Here is a 13,097-nt window from a genome sequence, read left to right as displayed (position 1 = left end):
TGAAAAAGTTTAGTTGTTATCATTATTCTGAATATGCTGGTTTATACGTTGGCCGGTGCAGGCACAACACTGCGTGCCATCGCCATGGAACCGGTACGCGTCAGCTCAATGATACCGTAGGTTTGCAAAAGAACGAGCAAGGCGTCGATTTTTTCTGTATCGCCTGTTACCTGGACGATCAGCGAATTTGGACCCACATCGACGATTGCGGCCCGGAACGGCTCGACAATTCCGTTCAATTCGGCCAGTTGGCTCGGGTTGGCACTTACCTTGATCAGTGCCAGTTCCCTTGATACAAAACTGTTTTCGCTGAGGTTCGTAACATGGATCACATCAATCAATTTATAGAGCTGTTTCATTAATTGATCGATTTTTTGTTCGTCTCCCCCGGTGGTGATGATCATCCGGGACAGCCCCGCCTCTTCGCTTCCACCGACAGTGATGCTGTCGATATTGAAGCCGCGCTGGCCAAACAGATTGGCGACACGCGTCAGCACGCCCGGTTGGTCGTTGACGAGTACGGCAATCGTATGTCGCTGCATCTAGTCGTCCCCCAATACCATTTGATCTAATGTGTTTCCGGCGGCAACCATCGGATAGACGTTTTCTTCCTGTGCGACGCGGAAATCCACAACGACCGGACCGTCATGCTGGAGAGCTTCGGCCCAGACAGCTTCCGCCTCTTCCGGTGTCGATGCCCGCAAGCCCTTTACTCCGTAAGCCTCTGCCAATTTGACAAAGTCCGGGCTGCAGGTCAGGTCGATCTGGCTGTAGCGGTTGTCGTAGAACAGCTCCTGCCACTGGCGCACCATGCCGAGGCACTGGTTGTTGATGATGGCTACCTTGACCGGTACGCGATACTGAACGAGAATCGCCAGCTCCTGGTTGGTCATCTGGAATCCGCCATCCCCTACTACTGCGATTACCGTGCGCTCAGGATGTGCGATCTGCGCGCCGACCGCTGCCGGGAAGCCAAAGCCCATCGTGCCGAGGCCGCCCGAGGAAATAAAGGAGCGTGTATGCTTGAACTTGTAGTACTGCGCTGTCCACATCTGGTGCTGACCGACGTCTGTCGTGACGATCGCCTCTCCATTCGTGGAGCGGTACAACAGCTCAATCACCGCTTGCGGCTTCAAGACCTGCCCATCCTTTTTGTAGCTGTACGGCTTTTCTTCCTGCCATTTGTGCAGCTGCGCGATCCACTCTTCGGAGTCGCACCGGGAGATGAGCGGCAGCGCCTTTTGCAGCGTGCTCTTCACATCTCCGGTCACCTTGACGGCTGTGGAGACGTTTTTGCCCAGCTCCGCCGGATCGATGTCCACGTGGACGATGCGGGCTTTCGGAGCAAATTCCTTCGTCCGCCCCATCGTGATCCGGTCGTCAAAGCGGGCCCCCAGGCCGATGACACAGTCAGCGTTGAGCAGCGCCTGGTTGGCTGTGTAGGAGCCGTGCATACCCGGCATTCCCAGCGACAGCTCGTGAACCCCGGGAAAGCCGCCCAACCCCATAAAGGTGTTGATGACCGGTATCCGCGCCGCTTCGGCGAAAGCGAGCAGCTCCTGATCGGCTCCGGCGGAAATGATCCCGCCACCCGCCATGATTACGGGCCGCTTCGATTTTGAAACCGCCTGAACGAAAGCCTCGACATCCTCGTCGCTTGGCACGACCTCGGCTTGGTAACCGCGAATTTCTACCTTTTCCGGATAGAAGAACGGCGCCTTGGCATTGCTGACGTCTTTCGGAATGTCGATCAGGACTGGCCCCGGGCGCCCTGTCGTTGCGATATGGAACGCTTCTTTGACGACTCGCGGAATGTCGCGGACGTCACGCACAAAGTAGCTGTGCTTGGTGATCGGGATGGTAATGCCCGTAATGTTGGCTTCCTGGAACGCATCCGTGCCGATCAGCTGCTGGGCGACGTTGCCTGTGATGCAAACGAGCGGAACGGAGTCCATCTGGGCCGTGGCAATTCCGGTAACGAGGTTGGTAGCCCCAGGCCCGGATGTGGCGATCACCACGCCCGGCTTCCCGGTCGCCCGCGCATAACCGTCGGCTGCGTGAATCGCGCCTTGCTCGTGGCGGGTCAGGATGTGCTTGAAATAGCTGCCGTACAAAGAATCGTAAATCGGCAAGACCGCACCGCCCGGATAGCCGAAAATGTACTCCACTTGCTCCAGGATCAGGCTGCGCAGAAGCGTCTCCGCCCCTGTCACCTCCTCGCCAAACTTGACCGGCGGCATGCCGTTCTTCCCTTGTAATTCGGCGGTTTGTACACTCATGTTTCTCTCCTCCTCCCACGGTCTCTTCATGTATTGAAAAAACCTATTGGCTAATAGAAAAACCCTTTCGCCCCGACACGGTTTTGCATGCCATGTCTGTTTGGGGCGAAAGGGTTCGCGGTACCACCCAACTTCATCGGCGCCTCACGGTCAGCCGATCTCAGCCAGTCGATTGAAGACTGCGACACGGTAACGGGTGTCAAACGGCCCTACCTACTAGCAGCTTTGGCGGAAGCAACTTTCAGTAAGGCGGCTCGAAGGCGAGCAATGCGCTGCGTTCTTTGCCCAGTTCTCATCATCCTGGGCTCTCTGTAAAAGAAGTGGCAGGCACCATCCTTGTCATAGCCGGTTTCAATCAATATTTTCAATATTTCATTGTTGTCTGAAAATAAAGTGTTATGTCTGATTATAGCCACGTGCCCAGGGGGTGTCAACGAGATAAAAAACATTTTGCCGGACTTTTGTCCGAACGAATGTTCAGTCAAAAATGGCTTCACCGTGCGGTTTTTTCATGTAAGCGGATTCACGGGCTGTTTAAAAATTTTTGCTCGTGAGGTGGTCCCGATTGCCCAACTCCCTCCCTAAAAGTCCGATTCTTTCGTTGCACTCCCTGACAAATAATGGAGAATCGCACACAAGAAACGCGACCATGCAAAAAAGCCCGGGCTTTTTCCCGGACTTTCAACACGCGCTTGGGTTACGCTTTCAATCCGTTTTTCTCCGCCATTCCCCTGATGAGCACAGTCGCTACCTCGGGCCTGGAAAATTCGGACGGAGGCATCACCCCGTTGCGTAGCAGCTCCCTTACCTTCGTGCCGGACAGCGTCACATGCTGGTCACTGCCGTGCGGGCAGGTCTTGGCCGTCGCCATGCCCTGGCAGGCCTTGCAGTAGAAGCTGTGTTCAAAAAACAGCAGTTGGATCCCCAGCTCTTCCGGCAAAAACTCCGAGAAAATGTGCTGCGCATCGTAGGTCCCGTAATAATCTCCTACGCCGGCATGGTCCCGCCCAACGATAAAATGGGTGCAGCCGTAATTTTTTCGGACCAGCGCATGGAACACCGCCTCTCTCGGGCCTGCATACCTCATCGCCGCCGGAAAAGAGGCCAATAGCACCCTGTCTTGCGGATAGTAATGCTGCAGCAGGACCTTGTAGCTTTCCATCCGGACGACAGCCGGAACATCGTCAGCCTTCGTTTCGCCCATCAGCGGATTCAGAAACAAGCCATCCACGATTTCCAAAGCGATCTTTTGGATGTATTCATGCGCCCGGTGTACCGGATTTCGCGTCTGAAACCCGACGACGGTCTTCCAGCCCTTTTCCCTGAATGCTTCCCTCGTCTCCGCCGGCGTGTAGTACGTATCGGCAAACAGAACGGGAACCGGTCTTTTCAGGACGTCGATCGGGCCGCCGATATACAGATCAGGCTTTTCAAACAGCTTTTTCACCCCGGGATGCTCCAGGTCGCTGGTGCGAAACACATGCAGCGCTTCCCGCTTTTTATCGGGCTTGTATTTGCTCTTTACAGTAAGTACCGCGTAAACCGTACCGTCCTCCCCTGCGAGCAGCACCTCGTCTCCTATCCGGATATCGCCCGCCGCCCACTCATCCACGGCAAGCGTAATGGGAATCGACCAGACCGTGCCGTTCTGCAGACGCATCGATTCGACGACCGACTCGTAATCGGCTTCTTCAAGAAATCCGGTGAGCGGCGAAAACGCACCGATGGCCATGCAATCGATATCGGACAGGGACCAACGATCTACCGTTATGACTTTGCGGCTTCTGCTCTCCTTTACCCTGTCCTCTGGCGATACGAGTCGATTGATCAAGAGACCACCGTGGGGCAGATTGCCCTGTGTCATCATCCTCATCTCCTGTCGCTTATTTATGCAGACCGCATTCTGTTTTGGAAAATCCGCTCCACCTTCCCGCACGGGGGTCCTCTCCCGGCTTGACAGGACGGGTGCACACGCTGCATCCAATGCTTGGATAGTTGCGATCGTGCAGCGGGTTGTAGACGACGTCGTGGGATCGAATGTACGCCCAGACGTCTTCCTGCGTCCAGTCTGCCAACGGGTTCAGCTTGACCAACTGAAATTTTTCATCCCACTCCACTTTTTTCGTGTTTGCCCGTGTGGGGGCCTGTTCCCGTCGAATTCCGGTCATCCATGCGTTATATGTGGAAAGAATTTCGCCGAGCGGCTCTACCTTTCTCAGCTTGCAGCAGAGATTCGGTTCCGCTTCCCACAGTTTGTCGCCGTATTTTTCCGCTTGTTCCTCCAGGGTGAGTGCCGGAAGCACTCGAATGAACGTGATGCCGTAACGTTCTTGCAAGCGGTCTTTCGTCGCCAGCGTTTCCGGAAAGTGTTTGCCTGTGTCGAGGTAAAAAACTGGCGTGCGCGGCGCCAGCTTGCTGAGCATGTCGATCAAAACGACGTCTTCAGCACCGAAGCTAGATGCCAGGGCAATTTTTGTCCCAAAATGCTCGATACCCCATGCGATCACATCCTGGGGTTGCTTGGTTTCCAGACGGTACGCCGTCCCATTCAGCTCCTCATCCGAAAACCTGCGGTAATGGGTCATGCGGTTGCTCTCCCTTCCTGCTAGGCTTACCCTCCCATCATATGAGGGAAGCCGGCAGGTGGATATTCGTCCCGCTTAACAATTGCCCGGTGTCAGCGATTTCCCCCGGACAGCAAAAAGCGACGCCGGATTTTCTTTATCCAGGCGCCGCTTTTTCTTTCACTTGGAGTCTTCCTTTTCATAGGGAGCAAAGAAGCTGTACACAGGCATTGTGGCTGGCGTTGCGGCTGGCGTTGTCCATTGCGAAGCCGGCTGGCTGTCGACAGTTGCCGAGCTTTTCCCCAGGAACGGAGCGGGCGGTGCCACATAGACTCCGTCATTTTCGCTCTCCTTGGCAAAGGCTCCCGTCGTCAGCATCGCCGAGCTCGCTACAGCTAGAAGACCCATCATCATCCATTTCGTTTTTTTCATCTGTTGTAACACTCCTATCCAAGATTTTCTTTCACGCTCTTATCGTAACGCACCTGCAAGGAGGCAAGAAACGGACGGAGGATGGGTTTTATTTCCTCCCGGAGACGGATGCGTCGGCAGGTTTCGAGACTGATCGGCTTGCCTCGCTCTGCTCCGTGTTTCGAACAGCAGAAACACGAGATCAGAGGAGAATCGCGCAGACAATCCTTTCCAAGACCATAGCACCAGTCCAACTTCTCATTTTTTGCCAATTTTGTTTACAAGGAAGAAAAAAATGGTACGATGCTGTTGTTCTGACTTTTTATGCAGGAGGATCATTCATGAAAAAAGGTATCGGCCTATGGCTCTCGGCCCTTCTCTTGATTGCCGCTCTCGCCGCTTGTTCGCAAAGCGCCAAGCCGGTTGACGATAAGGCCGCTCAAAAAACCGAGGAGGCTCCATCGGATACGTCTGCCCAGAATTCGTCCGATACGCCCTCATCTGAAGCAAATAAAACTCCCGGGGAAGCCGTCCCATTTGAAGTGGTTGGACAACCGTCTGAAGACGCGCCTGCCGATCAGAGCGAGACGGAAGTGCGTCTGGAGGGGAATGTTACGGTCGAAGAGAAGGATCTCGTCATCAAGGGGACCAGCAATCTGATGCCAGGGGCCATCCTGGAGTCGGAGGTTACCTCAAAGGGGTATAACATGTGGGGGTACAAGGCTACGACAGAGATAAACGGGGATGGCAGCTTTGAGCTGACCGTAAAAAAGCCGGATGTCAAGAATACGATGGATGTGAAGCTTTCATTTGACCCGTACGATCAAAGCGAACGTCTTCAGGAGGTCTACGGAAAAAACGGTCAGAAACTGACTGGCTCCTATGTCTATCAGTACAGCAATTCTGCCGAGATCGCATACTTCGCAGCTGCTTATGCCCATGTAGCCCCTGATGCTCCGCTCAAAACGACCGTCGCTTTTGAGACTCCGAAGTGGGATAAACCTTCCGATTACGGCGACCCGACAGTTTGGTTCAAACCGACTGTGACCAAAGACGAAAAATATCTCTATGTCTCAGTTAAAAGCAACCTGTTGGAAGGCGCAGCAGTCAAGGCCAATGTCGATATTCCCGGGCACACGCATTACGGTTACACGGATTCTGCGCAAGTCAAGCCCGATGGATCGTTTACTCTGCAGATCCCTCATCCCAAAAAGGTGAAAGAGTATTATTTTCTGATACAATATGAGCCTGAAGAGTTGATGTGGCCGACTCTGAAAGAAGCCTATGGGACAAGAGGCGAAGAGCTGAAAGGTGAGCTGGTCAAGGTAAAAGACAAGGGGGATAAGACGATCAATATCCTGGAGATGAAAATCAAAATTACCCAATAGCCGTTATGCAGGCCTCCAGTCGGTCCAGGATTCCATCAAATCCGCCGTGCGGAAGCTCAAGGCGCATAACCGCTCCCAGGCGGTAGCGGAATCGATGCGCAGAGGACTTATTTGTTGACAGGAGCGAAATAAAAAACCGGTCATTCCCCGAAGGGACGACCGGTTTTCGTCTTGCTCGTTTCTTACGCGTTCAGTTTGCTTTTTGCAACTGTTGCCAACTCGTTGAATGCCAGCTTGTCATTCACAGCCAGGTCGGCAAGCATTTTGCGGTTTACTTCAACGCCAGCCACTTTCAAGCCATGCATCAGACGGCTGTAGGACAGTCCGTTCATGCGAGCTTGCGCGTTGATACGAGTGATCCACAGTTTGCGGAAATCACGTTTTTTCTGACGGCGGTCGCGATACGCGTACATCAGAGATTTCATTACTTGTGCGTTCGCGGATTTAAACAGGCGATGCTTGGAACCGAAGTATCCTTTCGCCAGCTTCAGGATTTTCTTATGACGACGGCGTGATACAATGCCACCTTTTACTCTTGGCATACTAAATTCCTCCTGATCTTCCAGCACGGCGGCCTTAATGACGAGTGGCCGGAGCAGGTCCAGTCACGACAACTGACTGGCTTTTACCCAGCCTCTGCAAGGCGCTTAGGGAGCACATGCTGATCGTAGTGTTTGTTGTTCAATAATACGGCTTACAGGTAAGTAATCAGCTGTTCGATGCGTTTTTGGTCGCCTTTGGACACCAGAGCGCCTTTGCGCAGGTGGCGCTTCGCTTTGGTGGATTTGTTGGCAAACAAGTGGCTGGTGTAAGCGTGATCGCGCTTCAGTTGGCCGGAACCAGTCTTTTTGAAACGCTTGGAAGCGCCTTTATGAGTTTTCATTTTCGGCATGGTGGTAATCCTCCTGTCCTAAACTGCTGTTTCGAGGCGGCGTGGCCTCCGCTTTTACTTTTCCGCTTTCGGCGCCAAAATCATGATCATGCTGCGCCCTTCAATTTTAGGCTTGCGCTCTGGAGCTGCAAGGTCTTCACAAAGGGTGGCGACACGTTCCAGGACTTGCTGTCCGATCTCGGAGTGAGTGATTTCACGTCCACGGAAGCGAATCGAGCACTTAACCTTGTGCTGTTCTTCCAAAAACTTGCGGACGTTGCGAAGCTTCGTTTGAAAATCGTGTTCCTCGATGTTGGAAGAGAAACGCACTTCTTTCAACTCGATGATCTTCTGGTTGCGACGGGCTTCCTTTTCCTTCTTTGCCTGTTCGTACTTGAACTTGCCGTAGTCCATGATACGGCATACCGGCGGCTTGGCTGTCGGAGCTACGTTCACCAGATCGAGATCAGCTTCCTGCGCGATACGCAGCGCTTCTCTGATGGGCACGACTCCCAACTGGCTCCCGTCCGATCCAATCAAACGGACTTCACGGGCGCGAATCGCTTCGTTCACTAACAGTTGATCCTTGCTAATACTTGCCACCTCCGTCATTTTCGAGAAGGAACAAAAATGTGCGAACGCTAACGCGCCCGCACATATCTCACCTAGCAAATACAACAGATTCACAGATTGCTTTGCGAGTGACCTGTCAACAGTCAAGGCGACGTCGAACCAGGTGAGAAGCTGGGCGCCCCTGCTTTTTCTCGAAGGTATAAGTGTTTATACTCCTATAATCATACTGGGTGAAGCTCCCCTTGTCAAGGGGCACTTCGTTTTCGCTATCCGCCGATGTGCGACATCTCTACCTTTGACCGTTTGGCGATGCCCGGCGTATTTTTGAGCCGCTCTTCGGAATAGCGGTCGTCCCGGCGGAGCCAGATCGAGCTGATCATTTCCCGGATTTCCTCGTCGCTCTTCCCTTCTCGCAGCGGCTCGCGCAAATCCTCGCCGGAGGAAGCGAACAGACAGTTGTACATTTTCCCCTCCGCGGACAGGCGGGCTCTCGTGCAGGTCGAGCAAAACGCCTGGGTGACAGAAGAGATCAAACCGATCTCCCCTTCCCCGCCCACATGCCTGTATCTCGATGCGACTTCTCCGTAGTAGTTGGGATCAGCCGCCTCCAGCGGCATTTCTCTGTGAATCATGCTGACAATCTCGCTGGAGGGAACGACCTGATCCAATCTCCAGCCGTTGCTGTTGCCGACGTCCATAAACTCGATAAAGCGCAGGATGAGGTTTTTTTCGCGAAAATACCGGGCCATCGGCAGAATGTCCTGGTCGTTGACTCCGCGCTGCACGACCATATTGATCTTCACGCCAAGCCCCGCCTCAGCCGCAGCTTCGATCCCTTCGAGAATCTGTTCCACACAGTAGCCCCGGCCGTTTAACTTTGCAAAACGCTCATCATCGAGACTGTCCAGACTCACCGTCACCCTGTCCAGTCCAGCCCGCTTCAGTTCCTGGGCGTGCTTGGCCAAAAGCGAGCCGTTGGTGGTCATCGCAATATCCTTCACTCCGTCTACTCCGCGAATCATCCTGATCAGCTTCGGCAGGTCCCTGCGCATCAGCGGCTCTCCGCCGGTAATGCGGATTTTCTCCACGCCAAGCGAAGTGAAAATGGAGGTCAACCGTGTCAATTCCTCAAACGTAAGCAGCTTGTGCTGCGGCAAGAACGGGTAATCCGGGCCAAAAATTTCAGCAGGCATGCAATATTGGCAGCGAAAATTACATTTGTCTGTCACAGATATGCGCAAGTCACGGAGAGGACGTTTACGTGAATCAAAGACTTGCTGTTCCATCGCTGACCACTCCCCCTTCGCCATCGTTACCCCTTCTTTTTGGGGGACAGATGGGACGATATAATGTATGATACCGCCTCCAGTGCGGCAATTGTAGCCCCCAAACGCGCAACTTCAGTAAAATAGCAGAGGAAAACGCAGCCAGAGTCCCTTTTCCTCTTTTGACGCCTGGTCTCTGTCATTCCATCATACTGGCGAATGCGCAAACGGGCAAACCATTCCCGATTGGCGAAGTGTGAATCATCCAAATCCGCTGACCAAAAAAGCAGCTCAGATGACCTCCGGCATTTGCTGCAAAAGAAAGGGTGCTGTCCCGTTATCACGGACAACACCCTTTTTGCATCGTGATTTTGGCTGTATTTCTTTGGTGCCCTACCTGTACCGGTCGCTTCTCGATCCGTTACGCCTGCTTCATCTCGGCAATCTCTTCTTTAATCTTGTCAAGGAAGGCATCCACGCTCATGCCGCCCTCATCGCCTACGCCGCGTTTGCGGACGGAAAGTGTCCCCTGGGCCACTTCGTTTTCACCGATGACCAGCATGTACGGCACTTTTTGCACCTGTGCCTCGCGGATCTTGTAGCCGATTTTTTCGTTGCGCGAATCTAGCTCGACGCGAATGCCGGCTTGCTCCATTTTTTCCTTGACCTTTTGCGCGTATTCGACATGCACTTCGTTGATCGTCATCAGGCGCACCTGAACCGGAGCGAGCCAGACCGGGAATGCACCGGCATAGTGCTCGATCAGGATGCCGATGAAACGCTCCATCGATCCGTACATGGCACGGTGCAGAACAACGGGGCGATGCTTCTCGTTGTCTTGGCCTACGTACGACAGGTCAAACTTCTCCGGCATCTGGAAGTCGAGCTGGATTGTACCGCACTGATGGCGGCGCTTCAGCGCGTCCGTAATCTGGAAGTCGATCTTCGGTCCGTAGAAAGCGCCGTCTCCTTCCTTGATTTCATATGGCATTCCCGCTTCTTCCAGCACGTTTTTCAAGGATGTTTCGGCAAGCTCCCACAGCTCGTCGGAACCCATCGAGTCCTCCGGACGAGTGGAAAGCGCCACGCTGTACTCAAAGCCAAACACTTTGTAGATCGAGTCGATCAACCGGATCATGCTCTTGATTTCGCCCTCGATCTGGTCCGGCCGCACAAACACGTGGGCATCGTCCTGACAGAAGGTCCTCACCCGCAGCATCCCGTTCAGGGCGCCGGAATACTCGTGGCGGTGTACCTGGCCGAATTCGGAATAGCGAATCGGCAGATCGCGGTAGGAGTGCATCTTGTTTTTATAGATCAGCATGTGGCCGGGACAGTTCATCGGCTTCAATGCGTAGGTCGTGTTGTCCACCTCGGAGAAGTACATATTCTCATGGTAGTGATCCCAGTGGCCCGACTGCAGCCAGAGGCGCTGGTTCATAATAAACGGAGAGCGCACTTCTGTGTAGTGGGCCAGCTGCTGCATACGGCGGGAGAATTGCTCCAGCTCGTTGCGGACAGTGAAGCCGTTTGGCAAATAAAACGGCATGCCCGGCGCTTCCTCGGAGAACATGAATAGCTCTAATTCCTTGCCCAGCTTGCGGTGGTCGCGTTTTTTCGCCTCTTCGATAAAGTGCAGGTACTCATCCAGCTCCGCCTTTTTCGGCCAAGCGGTGCCGTATACGCGCTGGAGAACCTGGTTATCCGAATTTCCTCGCCAGTACGCCCCTGCCACGCTCATCAGCTTGAACGCTTTGATGAAACCGGTGGACGGCAAGTGCGGCCCTCGGCACAGGTCGAAGAATTCGCCTTGCTCGTAGATCGTGATCGCAGCGTCCTCCGGGAGGTCGCGGATCAGCTCCAGCTTCAAATGATCGTTGATTTTTTGGAAAATCGCGACCGCTTCGTCGCGGCTGACCTCTTTGCGGCGGATCGGCAGGTCTTCCTTGATGATTTTTTCCATTTCCGCTTCGATTTTGGGCAGGTCATCCGGGGTGAGCGCGACCGGAATATCCATATCGTAATAAAAACCGTCTTCGATAACCGGACCGATGCCCAGCTTTACATCTTTGCCGTACAGGCGTTTAATCGCCTGAGCGAGCAAGTGGGCGGTACTGTGGCGATACACTTCCACGCCGTCTGCAGAATCGAGCGTAACGATTTCGACTGCCGCGTCTTCCTCGATCGGCGTATAGAGATCGACTACTTTGCCGTTCACTTTGCCGGCAACCGCCTTTTTCTTCAAGCTGGAGCTGATCGAACCAGCGATGTCTTCGACAGTGACACCTGCTGGGTACGGACGAACAGCGCCGTCAGGGAATGTAATGTTGATTTGTGCCACGATCCATACTTCCTTTCTCCATCCGTTTTTTTGCTTTTGGGGAAAATAAAAAAACACCCATCCCTGAAGGGACGAGTGCTTGTAACCCGCGGTACCACCCTACTGGCCTGCAAGACATGCTCAGCCAAACGACTGGCCGAAACAGGTCGGAATACAGACCTCTCGAAAACGTAACGGTTTGAACCGGCTCGCCGATACTGTGAGCGAAGCGCTCTTTCCCGGCGGCTACTCGAAGGGGGTAGATCGATACGTGTACGCAGCGGGCTTCCAGCCTTGTCCCGCCTCTCTGGAGCAACATGGGTATCGTCCATGTCCTTCTCATTGTATTTTCCGTGTATGGTTGTTTTTCGTATTATAAAGGAGTTGGTTTGTTTACGTCAAGTACGCGTCTTCCGGACAAGCATAATGAGCAGGAATGGCAGGTGATCAGCCGGTTTTCGAAGATGCTGCGAACCGTTTGGGTCAGTGCCGGCCTGTCCTGCGCCATGTGAAACACGATGCGTTCCGGCGCAATCGTCACCAGAGCGCTGACCAAATAATCTTCATCGCGGCACTTTTGCCCATCCGCAAACATGACCGCGTCCAGCTGGTCCAGCCAAATTCGATCCCCGTGTTTGTCATAGAGATGAAAGGGTTTGTCCACACTAGGAACAACGTGAACCACTTCCTGTTTGGCTTCCTGATCGGCGATGAAATAACGCAGCAGGTCCACGAACTCTTGATACTGTCTGTCTTCGAGATAGTCGTCGAGACCTGTCTCAACCAGCTCAAACAGCTCATTCCAATGCTCCTGAAGGCGGAACCGGACAAAGCCGAGTACATTTATTTCGCGCTCGTCCTCAAGATAGTCCCGCACTTTCCGGTATATCCTCGCTTTCCGGGTCGTCGCCTGAAGCAGATCCGCCTCTTCTTCCGATTCTGCAAAAAGCCGCTGGACGAACGGAATGACGTAAGGCCACTCTTCTTCCAGCTGCTCGGATTCGATCAGGTCGCCGGCTATTTCTTCCATAACCTCCGGTTCCTTGACTCGAATCACCCACTCCGCTACGGCCAGCGAGATAAATGCACGTGCCCATTCTATAGTCTCCGCATCGTATTCTTCCATGCACCAGCTCTGAAAGCGAAACATCCTGAAATCGCCCTGGTCGCGTTCCTCATATGTAATGCGCACCGGATCGGTGTTGACCCGTTCTTTCATCTCGTCGACGATCGAGCGAAAAGCATCACAATGCGCCGGGACGTTTTCAAAATATAAGGCGTACGTTTGCATTGTCCATCTCCCCAATCCGCAATGTAGTTACAGTATATGTCCCGCATGGGGCGATATACTTTTAAACGGATGGAAACAGAGGGAAGGTTGCACATCGCAAGCAAGATTGGAGCCTGACAGCAAGGACAGCAAGAA

The 13,097-nt window shown here is 53.6% G+C and carries 12 protein-coding genes; 1 reads left to right on the top strand and 11 read right to left on the bottom strand.

Annotated features, from left to right (window positions below):
• Positions 1-41: 41 nt before the first annotated feature.
• From ilvN to Q3F21_RS21060, 5 genes are all read right to left on the bottom strand, one after another.
• Complete coding sequence (gene ilvN / locus Q3F21_RS21080; RefSeq protein ID WP_340257467.1) at positions 42-542, bottom strand: acetolactate synthase small subunit; 501 nt, start codon at positions 540-542, stop codon at positions 42-44.
• Positions 543-2,279: a biosynthetic-type acetolactate synthase large subunit gene (ilvB, locus tag Q3F21_RS21075; RefSeq protein ID WP_340257464.1), complete on the bottom strand. Its 1,737-nt coding sequence runs from the start codon at positions 2,277-2,279 to the stop codon at positions 543-545. It lies immediately after the preceding gene.
• 697 nt (positions 2,280-2,976) lie between these two features.
• Positions 2,977-4,143: a sulfate adenylyltransferase gene (sat, locus tag Q3F21_RS21070; protein WP_340257462.1), complete on the bottom strand. Its 1,167-nt coding sequence runs from the start codon at positions 4,141-4,143 to the stop codon at positions 2,977-2,979.
• 19 nt (positions 4,144-4,162) lie between these two features.
• Positions 4,163-4,864: a phosphoadenylyl-sulfate reductase gene (locus Q3F21_RS21065; protein WP_340257460.1), complete on the bottom strand. Its 702-nt coding sequence runs from the start codon at positions 4,862-4,864 to the stop codon at positions 4,163-4,165.
• A gap of 159 nt (positions 4,865-5,023) precedes the next feature.
• On the bottom strand, positions 5,024-5,275 hold the full coding sequence (locus tag Q3F21_RS21060) for a hypothetical protein (protein WP_340257458.1): 252 nt from the start codon (positions 5,273-5,275) through the stop codon (positions 5,024-5,026).
• Positions 5,276-5,595: 320 nt separating this feature from the next.
• On the opposite strand from Q3F21_RS21060, the gene Q3F21_RS21055 reads away from it, so the two are divergent.
• Entirely contained in the window at positions 5,596-6,642 is a 1,047-nt protein-coding gene (locus tag Q3F21_RS21055; protein ID WP_340257456.1) for a hypothetical protein, read from the top strand.
• Between the two features lie 182 nt (positions 6,643-6,824).
• Here Q3F21_RS21055 and rplT read toward each other — a convergent pair whose 3' ends face one another.
• The 6 genes from rplT to ytxC form a co-directional block, all read right to left on the bottom strand.
• Positions 6,825-7,184, bottom strand: a complete 360-nt coding sequence (gene rplT, locus Q3F21_RS21050; protein ID WP_340257454.1) for a 50S ribosomal protein L20 — start codon at positions 7,182-7,184, stop codon at positions 6,825-6,827.
• A gap of 152 nt (positions 7,185-7,336) precedes the next feature.
• Positions 7,337-7,534: a 50S ribosomal protein L35 gene (rpmI, locus tag Q3F21_RS21045; protein ID WP_340257453.1), complete on the bottom strand. Its 198-nt coding sequence runs from the start codon at positions 7,532-7,534 to the stop codon at positions 7,337-7,339.
• A gap of 54 nt (positions 7,535-7,588) precedes the next feature.
• Positions 7,589-8,125, bottom strand: coding sequence for a translation initiation factor IF-3 (gene infC, locus Q3F21_RS21040; protein WP_340257452.1), 537 nt, complete (start codon positions 8,123-8,125; stop codon positions 7,589-7,591).
• A 227-nt stretch (positions 8,126-8,352) separates the two neighbouring features.
• Positions 8,353-9,372, bottom strand: coding sequence for a GTP 3',8-cyclase MoaA (moaA, locus tag Q3F21_RS21035; protein WP_340257451.1), 1,020 nt, complete (start codon positions 9,370-9,372; stop codon positions 8,353-8,355).
• Between the two features lie 400 nt (positions 9,373-9,772).
• Positions 9,773-11,692: a threonine--tRNA ligase gene (gene thrS / locus Q3F21_RS21030; RefSeq protein ID WP_340257450.1), complete on the bottom strand. Its 1,920-nt coding sequence runs from the start codon at positions 11,690-11,692 to the stop codon at positions 9,773-9,775.
• A gap of 352 nt (positions 11,693-12,044) precedes the next feature.
• On the bottom strand, positions 12,045-12,962 hold the full coding sequence (ytxC, locus tag Q3F21_RS21025) for a sporulation protein YtxC (protein ID WP_340257448.1): 918 nt from the start codon (positions 12,960-12,962) through the stop codon (positions 12,045-12,047).
• Between the last annotated feature and the right edge of the window lie 135 nt (positions 12,963-13,097).

Origin of the sequence: Brevibacillus borstelensis, assembly GCF_037834415.1 — a bacterium.
Taxonomy (GTDB): Bacteria; Bacillota; Bacilli; order Brevibacillales; family Brevibacillaceae; genus Brevibacillus; species Brevibacillus borstelensis_A.
Note: the sequence above shows the minus strand (reverse complement) of the source record. Positions and strands in the feature narration are given on the sequence as shown.